This is a genomic window from Dactylosporangium sp. CA-139066 (assembly GCF_050936175.1).
In the GTDB taxonomy this organism is placed as follows: Bacteria; Actinomycetota; Actinomycetes; order Mycobacteriales; family Micromonosporaceae; genus Dactylosporangium.
In genome coordinates this window covers 5,636,506-5,660,302 of sequence record NZ_JBNJNH010000001.1, presented here as the reverse complement: position 1 = coordinate 5,660,302, position 23,797 = coordinate 5,636,506, and the positions used below count along the sequence as shown (strand labels likewise).

Below are 23,797 nucleotides of genomic sequence, written 5' to 3'. Positions count from 1 at the left end.
GTGCGCATCCGCCGGGTCCCGCGAAACGCCGCTGAGCCGTCGATGCACGTGCGCGTCCGCCGGGTCCCGCGAAACGCTTCTGAGCCGTGCAATGTGCATGCACGCTGGCTGGAGGCCGCGAAACGGCTCTGAGCCGTCCATGTGGACGCGCGTCTGCTGGAGGCCGCGAAAAGCCGCTGCGTCGACGTGGGTCGTCAATGTTGACGCAAAGTGTCAATGTCGACGGTCGGCGTCAATGTCGACACCGGGCTTCGGTCGCGCGCTAGGTTCAAACGGTGACTGTGACGCCAGACCAGCCTCTGGACCTTCCCCGCACGGCAGGCGAGCTCCGCGCGGCCGGCCACCGGTTCCGCACCGTCAAGGAGGAGCTGCGCGAGAACCTCCTGGCCCGGCTGCGCACCGGCGAACCCCGATTCCCCGGCATCGTAGGCTACGACGACACCGTACTGCCCGAGCTCGAGCGGGCCATCCTCGCCGGCCACGACCTCGTCCTGCTCGGCGAGCGCGGCCAGGGCAAGACCCGCGTCATCCGCGGCCTGATCTCCCTGCTCGACGAGTGGACGCCGGTCATCGCCGGCTCCGAGCTCAACGAGCACCCGTTCGAGCCGATCACGCCGGCCAGCCGGCGCCTCGCCGCCGAGGCCGGCGACGCCCTGCCGGTCGAGTGGATCCACCGGTCGGTGCGCTACGGCGAGAAGCTCGCCACCCCCGACACCAGCGTCGGCGACCTCATCGGCGACGTCGACCCCATCCGCGTCGCGCAGGGCCGCACCCTCGGTGACCCCGAGACCATCCACTTCGGGCTCGTCCCGCGCACCAACCGCGGCATCTTCGCCGTCAACGAGCTGCCCGACCTCGCCGAGCGCATCCAGGTGTCGCTGCTCAACGTGCTGGAGGAGCGCGACATCCAGGTCCGCGGCTACAACCTGCGGCTGCCGCTGGACCTGCTGCTCGTGGCCAGCGCCAACCCCGAGGACTACACCAACCGCGGCCGCATCATCACGCCGCTCAAGGACCGCTTCGGCGCCGAGATCCGCACCCACTACCCGCTGGACCTGGATCTGGAGATGGATCTGGTACGGCAGGAGGCCCGCCTCGTCGCCCCGGTCCCCGACCACGTCGTCGAGGTCATCGCCCGCTTCACGCGCGCCGTGCGCGAGTCGCCGGCCGTCGACGCCCGCTCCGGCGTGTCGGCCCGCTTCGCCATCGCCGCCGCCGAGACCGTCGCCGCGTCCGCGCTGCGCCGGGCCGGCATGCTCGGCGAGGACCGGCCCGTCGCCCGCATCGGCGACACCGTGTCGGTCACCAGCACCCTGCGCGGCAAGGTCGAGTTCGACAGCGGCGAGGAGGGCCGCGAGATCGAGATCCTCGCCCACCTGCTGCGCACCGCGACGGCCGACACGTTCCGGGCCCGCCTCGCCGGGCTCGACCTGTCCGGCTTCACCGACCTCGTCGCCGAGGGCCAGGTCGTCGAGACCGGCGAGCTGGCCGGCGCCGACGAGATCCTGCGCCAGGTCGGCACCGTCCCCGGGCTGGCCAAGGTCCTCGAGCGGCTCGGCCTCGGCGACGCGCCCAGCCGCGGCGAGGCCGCCGCCGGCGTCGAGTTCGCCCTCGAGGGCCTGCACCTGACCCGGCGGCTGTCCAAGGACCTCACCGACGACGGCCGCACCGTGTACGGAGGCTGAATTGCGGCACAACCGGTTCCGCTACGGGGCGTGGCGCGGCGGGCCCGACCCGCTCGCCCCGCCCTACGACGTGCGCGCCGCCGTCGACCAGGTCGGCGCGGAGGTCCTCGAGGGCGGCAGCCTCCGCGAGGCGCTGCGCAACCTGCTGCGCCGCGGCCCGCAGGGCGGCCGCGGCCTCGACGACCTCCTCGCCCGGGCGCGCCGGCTGCGCCGCGACGCCATGCGCCGCGGCCAGCTGGACGGCGCCGTCACCCGCGCCTCGCAGCTGCTCGACCAGGCCCTGGCCACCGAGCGGGACGCGCTGGCCCAGCTGGACACCGACGACGCTCGCTTCGCCGAGGCCCAGCTGGACGCGCTGCCGCGCTCGACCGCGCGGGCGGTCTCGGAACTGTCCGACTACCGGTGGACGTCTGCGCAGGCCCGGGCCCTGTACGACCAGATCCTCGACCAGCTCCGCCAGGAGGTCGTCGAGCAGCGCTTCCAGGGCATGCAGCGCGCGCTGCGCGACCCGGAGGCGCAGGCCGCGATGCGCGAGATGCTGCGCGACCTCAACGCCCTGCTCGAGCGCCACGCCCGCGGCGAGAACACCGACGACCAGTTCGCCGAGTTCATGAACCGCCACGGCGACTTCTTCCCGGAGAAGCCGGCGAACGTCGACGAGCTCATCGACGCCCTCGCCCGCCGGGCGGCGGCGGGGGAGCGTATGATGCGCTCCCTGTCGCCGCAGCAGCGCGCCGAGCTCGAGGAGCTCATGGCCCAGTCCCTCGGCGACCTCGCCGGCGAGATGGCCGCCCTCACCGACAACCTGCGCGCGCTGCGGCCCAACCTCAACTGGGGCCGCGGCGAGCGGGTCCGCGGCGAGCGCGACCTCGGCTACGGCGAGGCGGCCGGGGCACTGGAGGAGATCGGCGACCTCGACGACCTGCTCGACCAGCTCGGCCAGGAGCACCCGGGCGCGACCCTCGACGACGTCGACGTGGAGGCGGTCGAGCGGCAGCTGGGCCGCTCCGCCGCCGACGACGTGCGCCGCCTGCGGGAGCTGGAGCAGCAGCTGCGCCGGCAGGGCTGGGTGACCCGCGGCCCGGAGGGGCTGACGCTGAGCCCGAAGGCGCTGCGCCGGCTCGGCGGCACCGCGCTGCGCACGGTGTTCGGCCAGCTGCACGCGGGCCGGCAGGGCCAGCACGACCTGCGCGACGCCGGCGCCGCCGGTGAGCTCACGGGCGCCTCCCGTCAATGGCGGTACGGCGACGAGCAGGCCCTCGACGTGGTACGCACCATCGGCAACGCGGTCCGCCGCCGAGCCGCCGCTCATGACCTGTCGGGCGACGGCACCACGACCATGCCCATCGCCCTGGACGTCGAGGACTTCGAGATCGCCGAGACCGAGCGGCGGGTCTCCGCGGCCGTCGCGCTCTGCGTCGACCTGTCGTTCTCGATGATGGCCGACGGCCGCTGGGGCCCGATGAAGCAGGCCGCGCTCGCCCTGTCGCACCTGGTCGAGACCCGCTTCCCGCAGGACGCGCTGCAGATCATCGGCTTCGGCCGCTACGCGATGACCCTGTCGCAGGAGCAGCTCGCCGCCGTCGAGCCCGACATGGTGCAGGGCACCAACCTGCAGCACGCGCTGAAGCTCGCCGCCCGGCACCTGCGCCGGCACCCGTCCTCCGACCCGGTGATCCTCGTCGTCACCGACGGCGAGCCGACCGCGCACCTGCTCGACGACGGCTCGTCGTACTTCATGTGGCCCTCGACCCGCGAGACGGTCACCGCGACCGTCCACGAGGTCGACCAGCTGACCCGCTACGGCGCCGTACTCAACTTCTTCATGCTCGGCGAGGACCCGGGCCTGCGCCGCTTCGTCGACGCGGTCGCCCGCCGCAACGGCGGCCGGGTCTTCACCCCCGACCCCGACGACCTCGGCCGGTACGTGGTCGCCGACTACATCCGCGCCCGCCGGGGCCGCCGCGGGTGATCAGTGTTTGCGGACCGGGGGGCCCGGGGTAATCAGATCTACGTAGATCGGTACCTCGTCCCCCGGGAGCACACATGATCATCCTAGGCCTGATCCTCTTCCTTGTCGGCCTGTTCCTGCACGTCGGCATCATCGAGACAATCGGCATCGTCCTGCTCATCGTGGGCGCCGTGCTGTGGATCATGGGTGCGGCGGGCCGCCCGCTGGCCGGTCGCCGTCACTATTGGTGACGCCTAACGCTTTCCGAACCAGCGACGTTTCCTGGCCGGCCCGCCCGAATGCTCGGGCGGGCCGGCCGGTTCGTGCTGCCCGGCCGGCTCGTCGTCACGGCGGCTGAGCAGCTCGCGGGCCAGCGCCGCCACCTGCGGCACCATCTGCGGCGTGAGCAGGGCCAGCTCGCCGAGCGACTCGCGGATCGTCACCACCCGGTGGCGCGACTGCTGCATCGCGTCGAGGAAGCGCCGCCCGACGACGCCGCGGACCTCCTCCCGGCAGCCCGGGTCCAGCCACGCCGCCACCACCAGCGCGAACAGCGCCGCCTCGGTCGTCCAGTCCTCGACCCCGAACGCGATCGCGGTCAGCAGCTCCCGCGAGCGGGCCGTGTCGCCCGGCTCCGCGCCGGCCCGCAGTTCCTCGCAGTGCAGCAGACCCAGGCAGGCGTACACCTGACCGGCCCGCTCCCACACACCGTCGGGCAGCTTCGGGTCGGTGCCCGCGGGCGGGTGCACCAGCAGCGAGACGAGCTCCTCGGCGCCGAGCTGGCCCAGCGGCAGCGCCCGGTCATACGCGGCGACGGGGTCCGGCCACAGCGGCCACACCAGGCGATCGAGCAGCTCCCGGGCCCGCTGCGGCGGCGGGGGCACCGCGGGGGTGGCGTGCAGCCCGTCGTACCGCCACAGCACCCGGCCCTCGGGGCGCTGCGGCCCGACCATGTCCGCCGGCGGGGCGCCCTCGATCGTGAGGTCCAGGCCCGGCAGCTCGCGCCGCACGACGGCCAGGGCGCTGGGCACCTCCAGCGCCGACACGGTCGCGGTGCCCTCCAGGCCGGGCCGGCGCTCCCGCTCGACCTGGTGCAGCAGGTTGATGACGGACTCCGACGGGCCGCCGACCATCCCCAGCCACGGCCGGCCGTGGCACGCCCCGGCCAGGTCGGTGTGCTCGTGGCTGGTCAGCGGGTGCTCGCGCATGAAGTCGACGAGGCCGACGAGGTGGGCGGCGTCGCCGTCGCGCTGGAAGCGCAGCCGGGCCGCGGTGTGCACGGCGCAGTCGTAGCCGGGCTCCTGGCGCATCGCCGTGTCGAGCAGCTCGAGGGCCTCGTCGGCGCGGCCGGCGTCGGCGAGCCAGTTGGCCATGTCGGCGCACAGGTCGACCTCGCCGGGCTCGGCCTGCCACGCCTGCCGCATCACCTGCAGCGCGGCGTCGAGGCGGCCGTCGGCCTTCAGCGCGTACGCGTACCAGACCGAGGTCAGCTTGTCAGGGCGCAGCCGGTGGCCGTGCGCGCCCCAGCGGACCGCGTCGGCCAGCGCCGCCGGGGCCAGGGCGGTGAACCGGCGGGCCAGGCCGGCCGCGGCGCCGTGCAGCAGCGCGCTGCCCGGATGGGCGGCGGTGGCCCGGCGGGCCAGGTCCAGGTACACCTCGTTGGCCGCCGCCACCGGCGCCTCGGCCGGGTCGCCGAGGCTCGACATCACGGCCACGAACAGCCGGGCCAGCTCGTTGGGGTCCAGCCGGCGCGGCTCCAGGTGCCGCACCCAGCTCACGTCGGCCCACGGCTGCGCGGAGTCGAACTGGGTCGCCTGGGCGAGCATCCGCAGCCCGCCGATCGGGTCGTGGCGGCCCTGCAGGTGGGCGCGGGCCACGACGGTGCCGATGAACGCCGGCTGCTCGAGCGGGAACAGCTCCAGCGCCCCCTCGTCGCCGGCCCGCGCGGTCAGGGCGGCGAGCAGCTCATGCACCTCCGGCAGGCCGGGCGCCGAGGCGATCGCCCCGGCGACGTGCCCGGCCGCGTGGGCCAGGTCGCCGCCGTCGAGGGCGGCGCGGGCCAGGTCCAGCTCGCCGTGCGCCCGGGCGGTGCGTTCGTCGGTCACGGCGTGAGGGTAGTGCGAACCGGGCGGTTTCGGTGTCCCTGGGCGGGTCGGGCGTGCACTGACAGCGACGTTTGCCGATCGGCGGTATGTTGCGCGACATGACCGACGTCTCCGCCGCACCGCCGCCCCGGCCGCTGCGCGAACTGTTGCCGAACCTGATCTGGGAAGCCGTCCTGCTGCTCATCGCGATCGGCGTCACGATCGCGCTGTACACCGTGAACGACAACGTCTTCGGGCGCGGCGCGGCGTGGTCGACGCTGTCGTGGATGGGCTTCGCCGCGGTCGGGCTCGCCCTGTCGTTTCGCACCGGCACCCCCAACCTCGCCGTGGGGCAGCTCGTCTCGCTGACCGGGTGGGTGTACGCCAGCTCGGGCAGCATGCTGCTGGCGGTGCTCGCCGCGCTCGGCTTCGGCCTGGTGGCGGGCCTGCTGGCCGGCCTGACCGGGCTGCCGGCGTGGGCGGTGACGTTCGCCGGCGGCATGGTCGTCCAGGCTCTCCTGGTCAGTCAGGCGCGCAACGGCACCGTGCGGGTCGAGGACTACTCCCGGCCGGAGAGCTACTGGATCTGGGCGATCGCGTTCGCGCTGGTCTCCATCGCCGGCGCGGTGGTCTTCGCGATCCCGGCGGTGCGCCGCTTCCTGTCGGCCAACCGCGCCGACGGCGGCGAGGCGGGCGCGTTCAGCGGGGCGAAGCTCGTCGGCGCGCTGGTCGGCATCACCGGCTCGTCGCTGCTGGCGGCGGTCGCCGGGCTGCTGCAGACGCGGTACCTCGGCGCGGCGGTGCCGTACGACACGGGCCTGCTCGTCTTCGCCTTCGGCGCGGTGCTGCTCGGCGCGGTGAGCCCGTTCGGCCGCCGGGCCGGGATCCTCGGCGTCGTGCTCGGCACCGTGGTGGTCGACTTCCTGTACCAGATCGTGCAGCTCAAGGGCGGCGGCGCGTGGGTGCCGGTGCTGATCGCCGGGATCTGCGCCCTCGTCGGCCTGCTGGTCATCTGGCTGATCGAGCTGATCGGCCGCCGCGTGTCGCCGTTCGTCGTCGCGCCCGCGCCGGCCGCTGCCGTGGCGCCGGCGGCGTTCGCCCCGCCCGCCGCGCCGGTCGCCCCGTTCGGTGGCTACGCACCGCCGGTGCCGGTCGGCCAGCCGTATGCGCCGCCGCCCATTCCCGGCCAGCCGGCCCCGCCGCCGGCGTTCGGTCAGCCGTTCGCACAGCCGGTTTCGGGGGCGCCGCTGCCGCCGCCGGGTCCCGGGATGCCGCCGCTTGCGCCGCCTGCACCCGGGACGCCGCCGGTGTCGGGGCCGCCGGTCAGCCCGCCGCCACCTGGCGGGCCGGCGTGGCCTCCGGCTCCTGCGCCGCAGTGACCAGGACGGGTCCCTCGCCGACGCCGACCGTGACCGTGTCGCCGGGCCTGATGCCCGCGGCGGCGGGGCTGGGCAGGTCGACGAGGGCCTCGTCGCCGTCGCCGAGCCGGACCGACAGCCGGGTCAGGGCCCCGTGGAACGTGCGGACCACCACGAGGGCGGTGCCGCTGCCCGACGCGGTCAGCGTCATCGCCTCGGGCCGCACCAGCACCACCACGTCGCCGGGCGCGGCCGCGCTGCCCTCGGCCACCGGCCGGTCGGCGCCCAGGACGCGCACGGTGCCGTCCGCGCCGAGCACCCCCGGCAGCCGGTTCATCGTGCCGACGAACTCGCCGACGAACGGCGTGGCCGGGCGGTGGTACAGCGTGTCGGGGTCGGCGAGCTGCTCCAGCCGGCCGGCCTTCATGACCCCGACCCGGTCGGCGACGCTGAGCGCCTCGCCCTGATCGTGGGTGACGAACAGCGTGGTGATGCCGAGACGCTGCTGGATGCGGCGGATCTCGTCGCGCAGCTGCACCCGCACCTGGGCGTCCAGCGCCGACAGCGGCTCGTCGAGCAGCAGCACCCGCGGCTCGATGGCCAGCGCCCTCGCCAGCGCGACGCGCTGCTGCTGGCCGCCGGAGAGCTGGTGCGGGTACCGCCTGCCGACGTGCGCGAGCCCGACGAGCTCGAGCAGGTCCGCGGCCCGCTTGCGGCGGCTCGCGCCGTCCACGCCCCGCACGCGCAGCCCGAAGGCGACGTTGTCGGCGGCGGTGAGGTTGGGGAACAGGCTGAACGCCTGGAACACCATGCCCATGTCGCGCTTGTTCGGCGGGGTGCCGGTGATGTCCTTGTCGCCGACCCAGACGGTGCCGGCGTCGGCGGTCTCGAACCCGGCCAGGACCCGCAGGGCCGTGGTCTTGCCGCAGCCGGACGGGCCGAGCAGGGCGATGAACTCGCCCGGCTCGATGACCAGGTCGAGCCCGTCCAGCGCGTGCACCGCCCCGAAGCTGCGGCGCATGCCGAGCATGCGCACACCCACAGCGGTCATGATTCTCTCCGGGATGTCTTGGGCCGGTCCGCGAGGGACACGACGAGCAGCAGGAGCCAGGTGAACAGCAGGCTGGCGGTGCTGACGGAGACGGACAGCTGCCCGTTCTCGCCGGAGATCTTCACCAGCCACGTGGGCAGCGTCTCGAACAGCAGGATGCTGGCGATGGTGTACTCGCCGAGGACCAGGCCCAGCGTGAGGAACGCGGCGCCGAGGACCGCGCCGCGCAGGTTGGGCAGCAGCACCCGCCACACCACGTCGAACCACGACGAGCCGAGCCCGCGGGCCGCGTCCACCAGCGTGCGGGCGTCGACGGCCCGGATGCCCGCGTCCAGGGAACGGTAGGCGAACGGGGTGGCCAGCACGATGTACACGACGATGAGGATGATCGGCAGCTCGGGGTCCTGCGAGGAGACCAGCGCGTCGCCGAACGGGGTGCCGGCCAGCTGGTTGGGGCCCAGCGCCAGCATGTCGCGGACGCCGGCGACCAGCGCGATCGGCGGGATGACCAGCGGCAGCAGCGACAGGCCCTCGACGATCGGGCGCAGCCGGGGCAGGCGCAGGGTCACAGCCAGCATCGCCGGGACGGTGACGAGCAGCACGCCGAGGACGGTGAGCACGGCGAGGCTGAGCGAGCGGCGCAGCGCGTCGGCGAAGCCCTCGGCCTGCGGGATGCTGGTGTAGTACTCGCCGGTGACCCCACCGTGCACCTTGTCCTGGATGGTGAACCAGATCGCCGCGGCCAGCGGCACGAGGAAGTAGACGCCGGCGACGATCAGGGTCGTCACCCGGGCGGCGCTGCCCCGCTTGCGGCGCTTGACGACGGGCGCCTCGGCGGGCCGGGTCAGCACGGCGGTCACCGCAGCCACCTCGCCGTGCGGCGCTCGATCGCCCAGTAGACCGCCATGACGATCGAGACGAGGATGATCATCTCGATGGCCAGGGCCGCCCCGACGCCGGCGTTGTCGGCGGAGACGTTGCCCGACAGGGCGTTGGCGATCTGGAGGGTGACCAGGGGTACCGTGGCGCCGACCATCGCCTGGGCGGTCGCGAACGCCGAGAGCGAGCCGCAGAACAGCAGCAGCGCGCCGGCCATGACGGGCGGGGCGAGCAGCGGGCCGGCGACGTGGCGCCAGTACTGCCAGCGGCTCGCGCCGAGGTTCTCGGCCGCCTCGGACCATTCGGCGCGCACCCCGTCGAGGGCGGGCGCGATGACGATGACCATGAGCGGTACCAGGAAGTAGAGGTACACGACGGCGAGGCCGCCGAACTGGTACAGGCTGAACGGCGAGTTCGCCAGGTCGAGGCCGGTCCAGTCGTGCAGCGCGGTGGTGACGATGCCGGCGTTGCCGATGGTGGCGATGAACATGAACGCCAGCGGTACGCCGCCGAAGTTCGCCAGCACGCCGGAGGCGGTCAGCACCAGCCGGCGCAGCACGGCGCCGCCGGCGAGCACGGCGCGGGCCACCAGCAGCCCGAACACCGCGCCGAGGACGGCGCAGACGAGCGAGAGCTTGACCGAGCCCCACAGCGCGTGGCGGTAGCCGCTGCCGACGGAGCTGGCCAGCGAGTCGCCCTCGAATGCGCCGGTCGCGAGCGCGATCACCGGCAGCACGAGGCCGACGAGCATCACGAGGAGGAAGGGTGCGACCGCCAGCCAGGGGCCGCACCGCCGGGCACGGTCCGCGAAGGACCGTGCCCGGACGGGAGTTGCGGCGGGGGTGGTCACCCGTTCAGCGCCTTGGTCCAGCCGTCGGTGAGGACCTTCTTGGCCGCGTCGACCTGCTCCGGGGAGGGCAGCTGCGCCTTGGCGGCGTCGACCTGGGGCAGGGCGGCGACGAGCGTGGCGTCGGCCTTGCCGGAGGCGGTCATCTTCGGCAGCCGGACCGGCCGGGCCGAGCCCTTGAGGAACAGGTTCTGGCCCTCGTCGGAGTACAGGTACTCCTGCCACAGCCGCGCGGCGGCCGGGTGCGGAGCGGTCTTGTTGATCGCCTGGCAGTAGAAGTTGCCGTAGATGCCGTCGGCCGGGACCGCGACCTTCCAGTCGATGCCCTTGGCGGCCAGCTCCTTGGTGTAGCCGGCGTTGAGGTAGTCCCAGTCGATCGAGATCGGGGTCTCGCCCTTCTCGATGGTCGCCGGGGTCGACTCGACCGGGATGTAGTTGCCGGACTTCTTCAGCGCGGCGAAGTAGTCGATGCCGGGCTGGATGTTGGTGAAGCTGCCGCCGCCCGCGAGGGCCGCGGCGAACACGCCGGCGAACGCCGAGCCGGACTTGGTCGGGTCGCCGTTGAGCGCGACCTTGCCCTTGTACTCCGGCTTCTTGAGGTCGGCGAACGTCTGCGGGCAGACCGCGATCTTCTTGGCGTCGCAGCCGATGGAGATGTAGCCGCCGTAGTCGTTGTACCAGGCGCCGTCGGCGTCCTTCTGGTTGGCCGGGATGTCGGCCCAGGTCTGCACCTTGTACGGCGCGAACAGGCCCTCCTTCGCGCCGGACTGGGCGAACGCGCCGCCGAGGTCGAGCACGTCGGGCGCGCGGTCCTGGCCCTTGAGTGACTTGACGGCGTTGATCTCGTCCTGGCTCGAGCCGTCGGGGTTGTCGTCGTTGACCTTGATGCCGTACTTCTTGCTGAAGGTGTCCATGATCTCGCCGTAGTTCGCCCAGTCGCGCGGCAGCGTGATCACGTTGAGCGTGCCCTCGGCCTTGGCCGCGGCCACGAGGGCGTCGAGGCCGCCCAGGTCCTGCGCCGACGTCGCGGAGGCGGCGCCGGTCTTATTGTTCTGAGCGTCCGCGGCCTTCTGAGAGGAGCCGCACCCGGCCAGGGCGGCCACGACGGCCACCGCGACGAGTCCGCTTCGGAGAATGTTGCGCTGCATGGTGGCAGCGTCAGGTCAGGTGTTTTCCTGTTGTTGAACGCTGAATGTCAGGTGGGCCGATACGTTCCCAACACCCTCGTGACGGTGACCATGATCACCACGCGTTCGGGATTGATTCTGGGCCGTTTGTACCTGCGCGCATACCGTTCTTCGGCGTCTTTGACGCTCTCGGCATCCGTCTGGATCGTTGCGTGCCCCTCGAGGGTGCTCCAGCGTCGGCCGTCGATCTGGCATATTGCGATCTGCGCGTTATGTTCGATATTTCGGACTTTTTGGGATTTACCGGACGTGATGATGCGCGCCGTGCCGGTCGCCGGGTCGTAGGTCGCGCCGACCGGGACCGTATGGACCGTGCCGTCGCGGCGGATCGTCGACACCGTGCACAGGTGCCGCTCGGCCCAGAACTCCTCGAGGCTCACGCGGCGGTGACCTTGCCGTCGACGACCTCGATGTGCCGGTTGGTGTGCACGGCCTCGAGCATCTGCCGGTCGTGCGTCACCAGCAGCAACGTCCCCGGGTAGCTGTCCAGGGCCGATTCGAGCTGCTCGATCGCCGGCAGGTCGAGGTGGTTGGACGGCTCGTCGAGGACCAGCAGGTTGACGCCCTTGCCCTGCAGCAGTGCGAGGGCGGCGCGGGTGCGCTCGCCGGGGGAGAGGCTGGCCGCCGGCCGCATGACGTGCCCCGACTTGAGCCCGAACTTGGCCAGCAGGGTGCGCACGTCGGCGGGATTCTGCTCCGGTACGGCGAGCCGGAACGCGTCGAGCAGCGAGTGCTCGCCCTCGAACATCCGCCGGGCCTGGTCCACCTCGCCGACGACGACGCCCGGGCCGAGGTGGGCTCGCCCCTCGTCGAGCGGCAGGCGGCCCAGCAGGGCGGCCAGCAGCGTGGTCTTGCCCGAGCCGTTGGCGCCGGTGATGGCGACCCGGTCGGCCCAGTCGATCTGCAGGTCGACGGGGCCGAGGGTGAAGGAACCCCGGTGTACCACGGCGGAACCGAGCGTGGCGACGACCGCGCCCGCCCGTGGCGCCGCGACGATCTCCATCCGCAGCTGCCACTCCTTGCGCGGCTCCTCGACGGCCTCGAGCCGCTCGATGAGCCGCTCCGTCTGGCGGGCCTTCGCCGCCTGCTTCTCCGTCGACTCGATCTTCTTCGACTTGCCGATCTTGTCGTTGTCGGACTGCTTGCGGCGGGCGTTCTTCACGCCCTTCTCCATCCAGGCGCGCTGCATCCGGGCGCGGGCCTCGAGGTCGGACTTCGTGTCGGCGTACTCCTCGTAGCGCTCCCGGGCGTGGCGGCGCGCGACGGCGCGCTCCTCGAGGTAGGCCGCGTACCCGCCGCCGTAGAAGTGCACCTGCTGCTGGTGCAGGTCGAGCTCGAGGATGCCGGTGGCGGTGCGGGCCAGGAACTCCCGGTCGTGGCTGACCACGATGACGGTCTTCGTGCGCTGCCCGTTGACGAACGCCTCGATCTTCTCCAGGCCGTCGAGGTCCAGGTCGTTGGTCGGCTCGTCGAGCAGCAGCACGTCGTAGCGCGACAGCAGCAGGCTGGCCAGGCCGGCCCGGGCCGCCTGGCCGCCGGACAGCGCGGTCATCTCGAGGTCGAGGTCGACGGCCAGGCCGAGGTCGGCGGCGACCTCGCCGGCCCGCTCGTCGAGGTCGGCGCCGCCGAGGGCGAGCCAGCGCTCCAGCGCCGCGCTGTACTCGTCCGCCGCGTCCTGCTGCTGCGTCAGTGCCTCGGCCGCGGCGTCCATGCGCCGCTGGGCCTGCTCGACGCCGGTGCGGCGGGCCAGGAACGCCCGCAGCGTCTCGCCAGGGCGGCGGTCCGGCTCCTGCGGCAGGTAACCCACGGTCGCCGACGGCGGGCTGAGCGCGACGCTGCCGGCCTCGATCGGCAGCAGCCCGGCCAGGGTGCGCAGCAGCGTGGACTTGCCGGCCCCGTTCACCCCGACCAGGCCGATCACGTCGCCGGGCGCCGCGACCAGGTCCAGGCCGGTGAACAGGGCTTTGTCCCCGTGCCCGGCGGCGAGTTGCTTGACCACCAGTGTTGCTGCCACGCGTTGACGCCTCCGTTTTCTGTCGTACCCACCGACTAGTGTCACCGATCGAGGAGTAGCGTGAATTCTGAAACGCGATCGGATCGAAACGGCTTGCTCTCACTTGGAGAACCGCCTTGACCACAACGGCACCCGCCGCGGAGGACAGCACCGTCCTGACCCACCGGCAGATCATCACGATTCTGACCGGTCTCATGATGGCGATGTTCCTCGCCGCGCTCGACCAGACCATCGTCTCGACGGCCATGCGGACCATCGCCGACGACCTCGGCGGGTTCTCGCTGCAGGCGTGGGCGACGACGGCGTTCCTCATCACGTCGACGATCTCCACCCCGCTCTACGGCAAGCTGTCGGACATCTACGGGCGCAAGCCGTTCATCCTGTTCTCGATCGCCATCTTCATCATCGGCTCGGTGCTGTGCGGCGTGGCCGGCAACATCTACCAGCTCGCGGCGTTCCGCGCGGTGCAGGGCATCGGCGCCGGCGGCCTGTTCTCCCTCGCCTTCGCGATCATCGGCGACGTGGTGCCGCCCCGCGAGCGGGCGAAGTACCAGGGCTACTTCCTCGCCGTCTTCGGCACCTCGAGCGTCCTCGGCCCGGTGCTCGGCGGCTTCTTCGCCGGCTCCAGCGACCTGCTCGGCATCACCGGCTGGCGCTGGATCTTCTACATCAACGTCCCGATCGCCGCCGCCGCGTTCATCGTGGTCATGCGCGTGCTGCACATCCCGCACCGCCGCCAGGACCACCGCATCGACTGGCCCGGCGCCCTGGCGCTCATCGTGACGCTGGTGCCGCTGCTGACCGTCGCCGAGCAGGGCCGCGAGTGGGGCTGGGGCTCCGGCCGCTCCCTGCTGTGCTACGGCATCGGCGCCGTCGGCCTGGTGCTGTTCCTCATCGCGGAGTTCGGTTACAAGGACGAGGCCCTGCTGCCGATGCGCCTGTTCCGGGGCCGCACGTTCTCGGTCGCCTCGATCTCGAGCTTCATCCTGGGCATGGCGATGTTCGGCGGCCTGCTGACGCTGCCGCTCTACCTGCAGATCGTCAAGGGCGCGACCCCGACCAAGGCCGGCCTCATGCTGCTGCCGCTGGTGCTCGGCATCATGAGCGGCTCGATCATCTCCGGCCAGGTCATCGCCCGCACCGGCCGCTACCGCATCTTCCCGATCGTCGGCGCCGCCCTCATGCTCGCCGCGCTCGTGCTGTTCTCCCGCATCGGCGCCGACACCCCGCTGTGGCGCACCATGCTCATCATGGCGCTCATGGGCCTCGGCCTGGGCGGCAACATGCAGCCGGTGATCACCGCGGTGCAGAACGCGGCCAACCCCCGCGAGATCGGCGTGGCCACCTCGACGGTCACGTTCTTCCGCTCGATGGGCGGCACGCTCGGCGCCGCCGTCTTCCTGTCCGTCCTGTTCAGCCTCCTGCCCAACAAGATCAAGTCGGCCTTCACCGCCGCCCAGTCGACGCCGTCGTTCCAGTCGGCCGGCCGCGCCCACCCGGAGCAGCTGCAGGCCCTGCAGGCCGCCCAGCAGTCCGGCTCCGGCTCCCTGAACGACACGTCGTTCCTGGAGAAGCTCGACGCCGCGATCGCCCACCCGTTCAAGGTCGGCTTCTCCGACTCGATGAGCGTCGTGTTCCTGGTCGCGTCATGCATCATGGTCGCCGGCCTCATCACCATTCTGTTCCTGCCGGAGATCCCGCTCCGCTCGATGTCCGCCGCCCAGGCCCGCGCCGCCGAGGACGCCGCCTCCGGCTCCACTTCCGCCTCCGCGTCCGGCGCCGGCACACCTTCGCCCACCGGCTCCCTGTCGGCCTCGCCTTCCGCCTCGCCTGCGGCCTCCGGCGTCGGCGCCGCTTCGGGCTCCCTTTCGGCCTCCGAAGCCTCCGCCTCGCCTTCGGCCTCCGGCGCTGGCGCCCCCTCGGGTTCCGTGTCGGCCTCCGCCGCCTCCGGCTCCCCTTCGGCGTCCGGCGCTGGCGCGCCTTCAGGCATCGCGTCGTCGAGCGCCGGTGTGTCCGCTTCGACCGCTCCATCTCCCAACGGCGCCGGCTCCTCGCCCGGCGCTGCGGCCTCCACCTCCCCGAACGGTTCGTCGTCGACTTCGCAGACGACCGATCGGGAGTCGGCAGGCGGCGCCCACGAGGCGACCGGCGTCGCCGGCCCGGCCAGCGACACCCACACCCCGGCCCACGCGCTGCAGGTCGGCGCCCATGAGGCCGACGGCGAGGCCCCTCTGACGGACACCCCGCCCCGCCACTCGCTCTAAACGCCCGCCCACACCCACCGACGCCCGTCTAGCCAGCCGTCCGCCGCGTCCAGCCGTTCACCCCGGCTGTGCCGCGTCGGCCTGCGGCCGTGTGCCGCGTCGGCGTGTGGCCGTGTGCCGCGTCGGCGTGTGGCCGTGTGCCGCGTCGGCGTGTGGCCGTGTGCCGCGTCGGCGTGTGGCCGTGTGCCGCGTCGGCGTGTGGCCGTGTGCCGCGTCGGCGTGTGGCCGTGTGCCGCGTCGGCGTGTGGCCGTGTGCCGCGTCGGCGTGTGGCCGTGTGCCGCGTCGGCGTGTGGCCGTGTGCCGCGTCGGCGTGTGGCCGTGTGCCGCGTCGGCGTGTGGCCGTGTGCCGCGTCGGCGTGTGGCCGTGTGCCGCGTCGGCCTGCGGCCTCGGTGAGCGACTCTCGCGGTCCACGTGCCCTCTGCTGTCCGCGCCCGACGGCACCTGCGAGCCTGCCGTCTGGGCCCCGAAACGAACGCTTCGCCCGCCGCTATACCCGGCCCCGCAACGCCCGCGCCGTGCACGCCACCCACTGAAAGCCCAAGCCGGCGCGCCCACGGGCGGCTGTCCTCCTCCGCGACCGCTCTGGTGGGTGGCACCGCTACCTGATCACGCCCCCTATCCCGGGACCACGAACCAAGCGTCCTAACCTAGCTTCCTAGGATGGCTGAGCGCGCGTGGCGCTCGCCTCTCGTAGCCGGATTCGAGCCACGAGCGGCGAGCGGCGACGGCTTGGTGCTAGTGGCGTCGATTCGGTCCGTGTGCGTGATGCGGACAGGGCGTCGGCTCCTGCGTCGAGCAGTGCGCGGGTGGTGTGGCTGCCGATGAAGCCCGGCCGCCGGTGACGAGGATCAAGCGATGGTCCCGAGAGTGTCGGGATCGATTGCAGGCTGGCGAAAGGTGGCCGGCAGCTCGTTAGCATGCAAACGTGACTGACGTGATTCGCCTGATGGCGCGGGCTCAGAAGCTGTTGCGAGCGGCCGCCGATGAGGCGATGAGCGTGCACGGTGTGCGCATCGGGCAGAACCTTGTGCTCGAAGTGTTGTGGGAGCATGACGGGCTGTCACCGGGGGAGTTGGCGGGCCGGCTGCAGATGGCCACGCCCACCGTGGTGAACACGGCGACACGGATGGTGAAGGACGGGCTGATCGAGCGGCGGCCCGATCCGGGGGACCGGCGTCTGGTGCGCCTGTACCTCACGGACAAGGGGCGCTCGGCCCGGGCGCCGATCGAGGACGCCCAGCGGCGACTGGCCGCTCACGCGCTGGCGACGCTTACGGTGCAGGAGCGCGAGACGCTGGCGAGTGCGTTGCAGAAGATCATTGAGCAGATGCAGTACCCGCCGAACGCCTGAAAGTCCGGGACCGTCGTGCGCCGCGCGGCTCGGATGGCCGCGCGGCGGCTCGGGGTCGGTGCTTCCGGGTTGTCCCGGCGTCTGCCGGTGCGGTGGGGGAGCGGTTCAGGCGTTGGCGGCGCGCCAATTCTGGCGGGTGATGAGGACGCGGGCCTCGTCGGCGTACCCGGCCTCGACGGTCACGGCGTACTGGCCGGCCTGCAGCGAGCTACGCGACGTGAAGTCCCGGCGACCGCCCGTGAGCGCGTGGGCGATGGCGCCGAAGACGCCGCCCCACAGCGCGCCGACGAGGATCGTCGTGACGAGGATGCCCAGCCAGTTCGAGTTGCTGAACAGCGTGAACAGGATGCCCACGAACAGACCGAACCAGGCGCCGCTGGCGACGCCGGCCAGGGCGGCGCGGCCGACGGTGAGGCGGCCGAGGACGTTCTCGACCAGGCGCAGGTCGGTGCCGATGATCGCGGTCCGCTCGACCGGGAAGCCGTTGTCGGACAGGTAATCGACGGCCTGCTGCGCGCCGGCGTAGTCGGCGAAACGGGCGACCGTGACGGTACTGCGGTCAAGCTCCACGAGCTCGTCGATGTTCGGGTTCGGGGCGAGGTCACCGTCGGCCACGGCCTGGGACGCGTCGCTCGCCGATACCGAGGTCGGTTCCGCGACCGGCGCAGGCTGAGCGGCTTCGGCGACGGGCGCGGCCTGAGCAGCTTTGGCGGCCGGCGCGTGGTGATCGGCGTCGGCGATCGCCTCGGGCTGGGCGGCTTCAGCGTCTGGCGCGGGCTGGGGATCGGCGATCGGCTCGGGCTGGGCGGCTTCAGCGTCTGGCGCGGGCTGAGGATCGGCGATCGGCTCAGGCTGGGCGGCCTCAGCGAGCGGCGCGGCGTCGGAGACGTCGGTGGCCGGGGCGGGCTCGGCGGCCGGCGAGGTCCCGGGAGAGTCAGCGGCGCCCGCCGGCTTGGGGGAGCCGGTGGGCGGTTCTTCCAGCGGAGGGGTCGTCATGCGCGTCAGGGTAGAGATGTCCGGCGTGTCCCGCCCGTTTTGCAGCTGGCTTTGCGAGGCGTCGCGGGATGGACCCTGCTGTCGCTGCATTCCGTCAGCGCGGGTGGTGCAATGCTGATCCGCCGAGGCGGTCACGTAGCCGGGCGTGTGCGATCGGTAGGCATCCGGGGCCGGTCTCAGGGGTCGTTCAGGGCGTTACCCGAGGTCGCCGGGGCGCTTCAGCGGGCAACCTTGCAGTCATGACCGACATCAAGCGTCTTCGCCGCTCGCAGACCGACCGCACCGTGGCCGGCGTGCTGGGTGGTATCGCCGAATACCTGAACACCGACCCGACCATGATCCGCGCGGTGTTCCTGTTGTCCATCCTGCTGACCGGCGGCCTGGCCGTGCTGGCGTACCCGATGCTGTGGATCGTCATGCCGGAGGCCCCGCCGGCGCCCGTGAGCCCTGCGCCGAACGATCATCTGACCTATGGTGCGTGAGTGGGCCGCGATCCCGGTGTGACGATCCAGGCACGTACCGTGCCGCCGGCGTCGCGGCCGGTTGCGTCGGCGGTGCTGCTGGCCCACGACGGGCCGGAGTACGAGCGCGTCGCCGGTCTGTCGCGGCTCTTCCCGCACCACAACGTCGTACTGCTGTCACCCGGCAGTCGCAGCGAGTGGTACTCGGCCAACCCCGCCTACGCCGCCGCCCTCGTGCACGACGTGTTACCGAGCCTGCCGCCCGGGCCCGTAGTGGGGCTCGGGGCCAGCCTCGGCGGGCTCGCCCTGCTGCACGCCGAGACCACCTATCCCGGCTGCTTCGCCGGGTTGTTCCTGCAGTCGGGGAGCTTCTTCACCGCTGAGCTCGACCCGCAGGAGTCCGGCTTTCCGTGGTTCCGCCGGATCATCGCCTTCGTCCAGACCGTCCGTCCGGTTGCGGCGCGGGTGGTCTTGACGTGCGGGCGCGACGAGGAGAACCTGCTGAACAACCGTGCAATGGCGGGCCGGCTCGGCGCGCCGCTGCTTGAGGTGCCGGGTGGCCACTCGATGGTCACGTGGCGTGATGCGCTCGACCCTCACCTGCACCGCCTTCTGCAGGAGGTCACGGATGACCGAGATGGAACCGTACGTGACAAGGCCGGCGCGCCCGGCGCACCGGCCGCCCGGGACTGAGCCGAGCGATCGGTGGCCCACGCCGGACGGCCTGTCCCCGGCTGCGCCGGACAACCGCTGGTCAATCATGGAGTGGCCGCCCACGGGCGATCGCTGCTCCGCTTCCGACCATCCGGTTGCGGGTGCCGTGAGCGATCGGTGGTCGAGTACGGACTGGTCGCCCGCGAGGCGGCAGGGCGAGGACCGACCGGTTACGAGCCGAGGACTTGGCGTCGTGGTCAGCGGACCCGGCGGGATGGAGGCCGCGGTGAGGCAATGCCGAGCGAGCGGTAACGCAATCAGCAGCCCACGGTCCGGCTCTCACCGCGCGGCTGCCGCGATGGTGCGATGCCGACTGTCCGATTCCGAGTGCAGCAACCCTCGCGTGATCGATCCGATGGTGGTGCGGTCATGACAGAACATCTCGTCGGGCTGTTGCTCGGCACGGAGCAGGACTGGCCGCGCGCGTACGAGACGCTCGTCGCGCGGCTCGGGACCGTCACCGACCGCAACGGTGGCGGGCATCGGCTGCGGACCGTGCGGGTGACCATCGAACCGTTCAGCCTGCGTGACCGTCCGTCACATGACCTGGTGATCGATCGGCTTGCGTACTGGTACTACCACCCTCGCGAGTGGCTCAAGAAGATCGCGCTCATGGACGACGTGTACCTGCTCAACAGCCCGTTCACGTTCCAGTCCATGGAGAAGCACGCGGCGTACTGCGCGATGATGCGGCTCGGGCTCCACGTGCCGGAGACCGTGCTCGTGCCGTACAAGAACCCGGTCGACCACGCCAAGTGGGCGTACACGGCGGAGCAGTACAACCGTCCGTTCGACCTCGACGCCGTTGCGGAGCGGCTCGGCTACCCGCTGTTCATGAAGCCGTACGACGGGGGCGCCTGGGTCGGGGTGTCACGCATCGCGAACAGTGCGCAGCTCCATGCGGCGTACGACGAGTCCGGCGAGCGGCTCATGCACCTGCAGCAGTCGGTCGAGGGCTACGACGTGTTCGCGCGGTCGCTGTCGATCGGGCCGGAGACGATGGTCATGAAGTTCCGGCCGTCGCTGCCGATGCACGAACGGTACGAGGTGGCGCACGGCTTCCTGACCGACGCCGTCGGCGACGAGGTCGTCACCATCTCGCGGCTGGTCAACGCGTTCTTCCGGTGGGAGTTCAACTCCTGTGAGTGCCTGATCCGTGACGGTGTGGTGTATCCGATCGACTACGCCAACGCCTGCCCGGACGTCGCGCTGACGAGCCTGCACTACTACTTTCCGTGGGCGATGACGGCGCTGCTGCGCTGGACCGCGTTCTGCGTGATCACCGGCCGCCGGGCCCGCCTCGACATGGACACCGCGAACTACTTCGCGGTCGCCGACACCACCGCCGACTACGGCGAGAAACTGCGGCGGTACCGCGAGCTCGCCGACGGCTACTTCGACATCGACGAGTACCGCGAGTTCTGCGACACCACCCTGCGTCACGTGCCGGAACTCGTCGCCGAGTGGGTCCACTCGCCGGGCTTCGACGAGCTGCTGGTGAGCACGGTCCGCAGCACGTACCCGGCACACGAGCACGACCGCTTCATCGGCCACTTCCGTGGCCTGCTCGACCTGTGGCGAAACGACAACGCCCTGTAGGTCAACGGTTGGCGGGGCGGAGGTCGATGCTGAGTTGGGAGCCCAGCTCGCGGAAGCCGAGCGCCCGCGCGACCCGGCGGGACGCCTCGGGCCGGGCCCGCCATTGGGGGAACAGGCCGGCGTCGAGTGCGTGGGCGACGGCAGCGCCGGCGACTATGCGCGCGAGGCCGCGACCACGCACGGCCGGAGTGAGGAGCACGCTGACGTGGGCGGTATCCCTGGGCCACGCCCGGTAACCGGCGGCCGCGACGACGTCCCCGCCGGCACGCAACACGAAGGCCGCGGACGTGATGTCGGAGAGGGCGGCTTCGTCGGCGTCGTCGGCCGGGACCCGGGCGAGCAGCGCCGACATGTCCGCGTGGTCCGCCGGAATCGCCTCGACCTTTCCGGGGTCGAGCGCCACACCGTCGACTGCCGGGCCGTTGAGCGCCGGGCTGCCGACTTCAGCGGTGCCGGCCTCAAGGAGACGGAAGGCGGCAGCATCGCAGTAGGCCAGCGTCGCCGGGCCCAGCTCATCCTGAACGGGCAGCCGGCCGCGCACGGCGGCCGCGTCAATCATGGCGCTGGCGGGGAGATCGCTGAGGGCTTGGCGTACGAGTTCGGCGGTCTCGTCGTCCGGCGCGGTGGCGATGACGGCCTGGCCCAGAGCGACGATGCCCACCCAGCCCGGCGGGCACAGCCACGACTGCGGGGAGGTCGCCACGGTTATGGCCGTTTCCATGAATGTGACCGGCGCCCCGGCCAGGTCCGCCCAGAGCTGCCGGGCGCGTTCGAGCAGCGGATCCGTGGTCACATTCGCATCATCGCAATCGGGTCGATGGGCCGCTACGGACCGCACGGTAGCGCGCAACCGATCGTCACGCGCGCAGAGCGTGCGCGGCGGCACGGTTCGCGACGTACGGGGTGCGCGAACTGAGCGCGAGCGATGCAGACCGTGCGGGACGGCACGTGTGCGGCGCGGGGCTTGCGTGACGCGGGGCTTGCGTGACGCGGGGCTTACGTGACGCTGGGCGGGGTGACGCCGGGATCAGCGGGGCCAGGTGGCGAGGCGCGTGCGTAGCGCCGCGATCCGCGTTGCGTCCAGGCCGTAGAAGGCGAAGCGGCCGTCGTCCAGGCGGTCCAGGTAGCGGCCGGCGGCGACGATGTCGTCGTCCTCCAGCGCCGGGTCCTGGCGGCGGGCCAGGTCGAGCAGCTCGTCGACGGTGTAGCGCTCGAGGGCGGCGGCGACGTCGATGTAGTCGCGTACCTCGCGGCGGTTGACCAGCGCGGCGACCTTCGTGGCGATGAGGTCGTCCAGGTGCATGACCGGGCCGACGTCCATCATCACCGGGCTCTGGTGCCGGTCCAGGCGGGAGAGGGTGAGACGTACCGTGCGGGTGCCGTCGCCGACCGTGAACTCCCGCTGGTCGAAGCCGGCGAAGAGCTCGAGGAGGTCGTCGGCCTCCTCCTCGTGGACGGTGTACCCGGCCTCGCGCAGCGCGGCGCAGACGGCGTCGGCCGCGGCTCCGGCGGCGCCGTCGGTGTCGGTGAACAGGTCGACGTCCTCCGTCGGGCGTTCGACGAGGCCGTTCATGAGCCAGGCGAAGCCACCGCCGAGCACGAAGCCGTGACGCTCCGCCACCGCCAGCGCCACGCGGGCGACGTCGGTGTAGAAGGGGATCACCGGGTGCGCTCGGTATAAGGGGCGGTCACCGGGCGCGCAGGGCGGCGTGGCGGGCCTCCCACGCGCGGCGCACGCCGTGGGGGAGGTTCAGCTCCGGCCACACCTGCAGCAGCAGGCGCTTGTTGAGGAAACGGCGCAGCTCGTCGTGGCGGATTGCTTCGCGGAGCACGTTTTCGTACATCCACAACAGCAGGTCGTGGTTGTCGAGATCGAAGCGGCGCTGCGGATTCCACATCAGCCGCTGCGGCAGTTCGACGACGCCGTGCACCGGGCCGCGCAGTTCCTCGAGGGTGCGCGAAACGAGGGCAGGGCGATGCGGACGGGCCAGAAAGGCCACCGGTCCGCGAGACGACTCGTCCTGCATGGCCCGAAGTGTACAGGTCGCCCGGTTCGCAAACACCATCTCGCCGCCGGCGACGCGCCCGCGGGGGATTGCCGGCGCCATTGAGGACAACGGCGCCGGCGGCTCGTGCGCGTACCGCCGCGGAATCGTGCGAACGGCGAACCTTGGCTAGCGGTTGTTCTGGCGCGGAATGACGACCTCGCGGACGAGCAGTTGCACGGCGGCCACCACCGGGATCGCGATCAGCGCGCCGACGACGCCGAGCAGGGCGACGCCGAGCAGTACCGACAGAATGGCCGCCAGATCGCTGACCTTCACGGCGCGGCGCATCACTGTCGGATAGATGGCGTAGTTTTCGACCTGCTGGTAGAGGACGAAGAACACGACGCACGCGATGCCGGCCTGAATCGACGTGGCGAAACCGACGATGCTCACCACGACCGCGCCGAGCGTGGCGCCGATCTGCGGGATGAGATCGGTGATGGCGACGAGGACCGCCAATGCGTATGGGTACGCGACGCCGATGATGAGCAGGAACACGAACGAGCTGAGCCCGGCGACGACCGCGATGGCCAGGGCGCCGCCGAGGTAGGCGCCGACCTTCGCCAGGATCTCGTCGCCGAGCAGCCGGACGCGCTCGCGGCGGGTCGCCGGGACGAGCCGGTAGCCGCCCTCCTTGAGCCGGTCGAACGCGGCCATGAAGTACACCGTGAGAATGATGACGGTCAAGATGTTGAACAGCGCCGAGAACGCGACCTGGACGCCGCCCCAGACGCCGCCGAGGGCCTTCGTGACGTTTCCCGGCGTCGCGACGTTCTTGAGCTGGTCGAGCAGGTGGTATTGCTCGTTGAGATGATTCAGCTGGTCGTTTCGGCGCAGGTTGTCGATGTACTGCGGGAGATTGTCGACCAGTTCGTTGCTCTGCTGCACCAGCGGCGGAATGAGCGCGACGATGCCGCCGCAGAGCACCAGCATCGCGCCGAGCCCGACGCCGGCGACCGCGAGCCCGCGCGGCAGGCCCCACTTCGTCAGGCGCACGACCGCGGGGTTGAGTCCGATCGCGAGGAACATCGCGATGAAGATGAGAATGAGAATCGAACGCACGTTCTGCACCGCCAGATACGTGCTGTAGGCGAGCAGCAACCCCAGCCCGGCGGTGAACCCGATGATGAGCGGCGAACGGCGCATCGGCGGCCCGGGTTTGCCGAATCGCGACTCCGGCTCGACCACGACCACGTCGACCTCGATGCCGACCGTCTCCGGTGCAACCGCGGGCGAGATGTCGGTCGTTTCCGGTGCATCCGCGGGCGACGGGGCGTCCTGCACCTCATCCTGCACTGTGAACTCC

Annotated in this window: 21 protein-coding genes; 9 read left to right on the top strand and 12 right to left on the bottom strand. The window is 71.9% G+C overall.

All coding sequences use genetic code 11. The features are described from left to right. The first annotated feature begins 275 nt into the window (after positions 1–275). The 3 genes from ACQEVU_RS25890 (at position 276) to ACQEVU_RS25880 (ending at position 3,887) form a co-directional block, all read left to right on the top strand. Positions 276–1,685 (top strand): sigma 54-interacting transcriptional regulator, encoded by a 1,410-nt coding sequence (locus ACQEVU_RS25890; RefSeq protein ID WP_433327807.1) that lies wholly within the window; start codon positions 276–278, stop codon positions 1,683–1,685. Position 1,686: 1 nt separating this feature from the next. Further along, positions 1,687–3,657: a VWA domain-containing protein gene (locus ACQEVU_RS25885; protein ID WP_433327805.1), complete on the top strand. Its 1,971-nt coding sequence runs from the start codon at positions 1,687–1,689 to the stop codon at positions 3,655–3,657. A gap of 74 nt (positions 3,658–3,731) precedes the next feature. Beyond that, a complete protein-coding gene (locus ACQEVU_RS25880) occupies positions 3,732–3,887 on the top strand; it encodes a DUF6131 family protein (protein ID WP_433327803.1) in 156 nt (51 codons plus the stop codon). Between the two features lie 3 nt (positions 3,888–3,890). On the opposite strand, the gene ACQEVU_RS25875 is transcribed toward ACQEVU_RS25880, so the two are convergent. Then, the gene (locus ACQEVU_RS25875) at positions 3,891–5,741 is read right to left on the bottom strand and encodes a tetratricopeptide repeat protein (protein WP_433327801.1); all 1,851 of its coding nucleotides are present in this window, start codon (positions 5,739–5,741) and stop codon (positions 3,891–3,893) included. A 98-nt stretch (positions 5,742–5,839) separates the two neighbouring features. Here ACQEVU_RS25875 and ACQEVU_RS25870 point away from each other — a divergent pair, with 98 nt between their 5' ends. Continuing rightward, entirely contained in the window at positions 5,840–7,099 is a 1,260-nt protein-coding gene (locus tag ACQEVU_RS25870; protein WP_433327799.1) for a hypothetical protein, read from the top strand. Here the strand turns inward: ACQEVU_RS25870 and ACQEVU_RS25865 are convergent. From ACQEVU_RS25865 to ACQEVU_RS25840, 6 genes are all read right to left on the bottom strand, one after another. Beyond that, positions 7,044–8,129, bottom strand: a complete 1,086-nt coding sequence (locus ACQEVU_RS25865) for an ABC transporter ATP-binding protein (RefSeq protein WP_433327797.1) — start codon at positions 8,127–8,129, stop codon at positions 7,044–7,046. The two genes, ACQEVU_RS25870 and ACQEVU_RS25865, sit on opposite strands and share 56 nt — an antisense overlap. After that, entirely contained in the window at positions 8,126–8,989 is an 864-nt protein-coding gene (locus tag ACQEVU_RS25860; protein WP_433327795.1) for an ABC transporter permease, read from the bottom strand. The genes ACQEVU_RS25865 and ACQEVU_RS25860 overlap by 4 nt, the downstream gene beginning before the upstream one ends. Further along, positions 8,986–9,759: an ABC transporter permease gene (locus ACQEVU_RS25855; protein ID WP_433335082.1), complete on the bottom strand. Its 774-nt coding sequence runs from the start codon at positions 9,757–9,759 to the stop codon at positions 8,986–8,988. Before ACQEVU_RS25855 ends, ACQEVU_RS25860 begins: the two co-directional genes overlap by 4 nt. Positions 9,760–9,854: 95 nt before the next feature. Next, positions 9,855–11,003 (bottom strand): ABC transporter substrate-binding protein, encoded by a 1,149-nt coding sequence (locus ACQEVU_RS25850; protein ID WP_433327793.1) that lies wholly within the window; start codon positions 11,001–11,003, stop codon positions 9,855–9,857. 47 nt (positions 11,004–11,050) lie between these two features. Next, positions 11,051–11,422, bottom strand: coding sequence for a PPOX class F420-dependent oxidoreductase (locus ACQEVU_RS25845; RefSeq protein ID WP_433327791.1), 372 nt, complete (start codon positions 11,420–11,422; stop codon positions 11,051–11,053). Further along, a complete protein-coding gene (locus tag ACQEVU_RS25840; RefSeq protein WP_433327789.1) occupies positions 11,419–13,056 on the bottom strand; it encodes an ABC-F family ATP-binding cassette domain-containing protein in 1,638 nt (545 codons plus the stop codon). The genes ACQEVU_RS25845 and ACQEVU_RS25840 overlap by 4 nt, the downstream gene beginning before the upstream one ends. 116 nt (positions 13,057–13,172) lie before the next feature. Between ACQEVU_RS25840 and ACQEVU_RS25835 the strand changes: the two genes are divergently transcribed. Next, a complete protein-coding gene (locus ACQEVU_RS25835) occupies positions 13,173–15,320 on the top strand; it encodes an MDR family MFS transporter (RefSeq protein WP_433327787.1) in 2,148 nt (715 codons plus the stop codon). A gap of 927 nt (positions 15,321–16,247) precedes the next feature. Beyond that, positions 16,248–16,673, top strand: coding sequence for a MarR family winged helix-turn-helix transcriptional regulator (locus ACQEVU_RS25830; RefSeq protein ID WP_433327784.1), 426 nt, complete (start codon positions 16,248–16,250; stop codon positions 16,671–16,673). A 105-nt stretch (positions 16,674–16,778) separates the two neighbouring features. Here ACQEVU_RS25830 and ACQEVU_RS25825 read toward each other — a convergent pair whose 3' ends face one another. After that, positions 16,779–17,255, bottom strand: a complete 477-nt coding sequence (locus ACQEVU_RS25825) for a general stress protein (RefSeq protein ID WP_433335080.1) — start codon at positions 17,253–17,255, stop codon at positions 16,779–16,781. A 653-nt stretch (positions 17,256–17,908) separates the two neighbouring features. Between ACQEVU_RS25825 and ACQEVU_RS25820 the strand changes: the two genes are divergently transcribed. From ACQEVU_RS25820 to ACQEVU_RS25810, 3 genes are all read left to right on the top strand, one after another. Then, positions 17,909–18,151, top strand: a complete 243-nt coding sequence (locus ACQEVU_RS25820; protein WP_433327782.1) for a PspC domain-containing protein — start codon at positions 17,909–17,911, stop codon at positions 18,149–18,151. Further along, positions 18,152–18,823, top strand: coding sequence for an alpha/beta hydrolase (locus tag ACQEVU_RS25815; protein ID WP_433327780.1), 672 nt, complete (start codon positions 18,152–18,154; stop codon positions 18,821–18,823). A 390-nt stretch (positions 18,824–19,213) separates the two neighbouring features. Further along, positions 19,214–20,443, top strand: a complete 1,230-nt coding sequence (locus ACQEVU_RS25810) for an ATP-grasp domain-containing protein (RefSeq protein WP_433327778.1) — start codon at positions 19,214–19,216, stop codon at positions 20,441–20,443. A 1-nt stretch (position 20,444) separates the two neighbouring features. Here ACQEVU_RS25810 and ACQEVU_RS25805 read toward each other — a convergent pair whose 3' ends face one another. The 4 genes from ACQEVU_RS25805 to ACQEVU_RS25790 form a co-directional block, all read right to left on the bottom strand. Then, entirely contained in the window at positions 20,445–21,329 is an 885-nt protein-coding gene (locus ACQEVU_RS25805) for a GNAT family N-acetyltransferase (RefSeq protein WP_433327776.1), read from the bottom strand. 141 nt (positions 21,330–21,470) lie between these two features. Then, positions 21,471–22,106 (bottom strand): nucleotidyl transferase AbiEii/AbiGii toxin family protein, encoded by a 636-nt coding sequence (locus tag ACQEVU_RS25800; RefSeq protein ID WP_433327774.1) that lies wholly within the window; start codon positions 22,104–22,106, stop codon positions 21,471–21,473. Positions 22,107–22,131: 25 nt separating this feature from the next. Next, the gene (locus ACQEVU_RS25795; RefSeq protein WP_433327772.1) at positions 22,132–22,470 is read right to left on the bottom strand and encodes a hypothetical protein; all 339 of its coding nucleotides are present in this window, start codon (positions 22,468–22,470) and stop codon (positions 22,132–22,134) included. A gap of 147 nt (positions 22,471–22,617) precedes the next feature. Next, positions 22,618–23,787 carry an AI-2E family transporter gene (locus ACQEVU_RS25790; protein WP_433327770.1) on the bottom strand — a complete coding sequence of 390 codons (1,170 nt, stop codon included), beginning with the start codon at positions 23,785–23,787 and terminating at the stop codon, positions 22,618–22,620. Between the last annotated feature and the right edge of the window lie 10 nt (positions 23,788–23,797).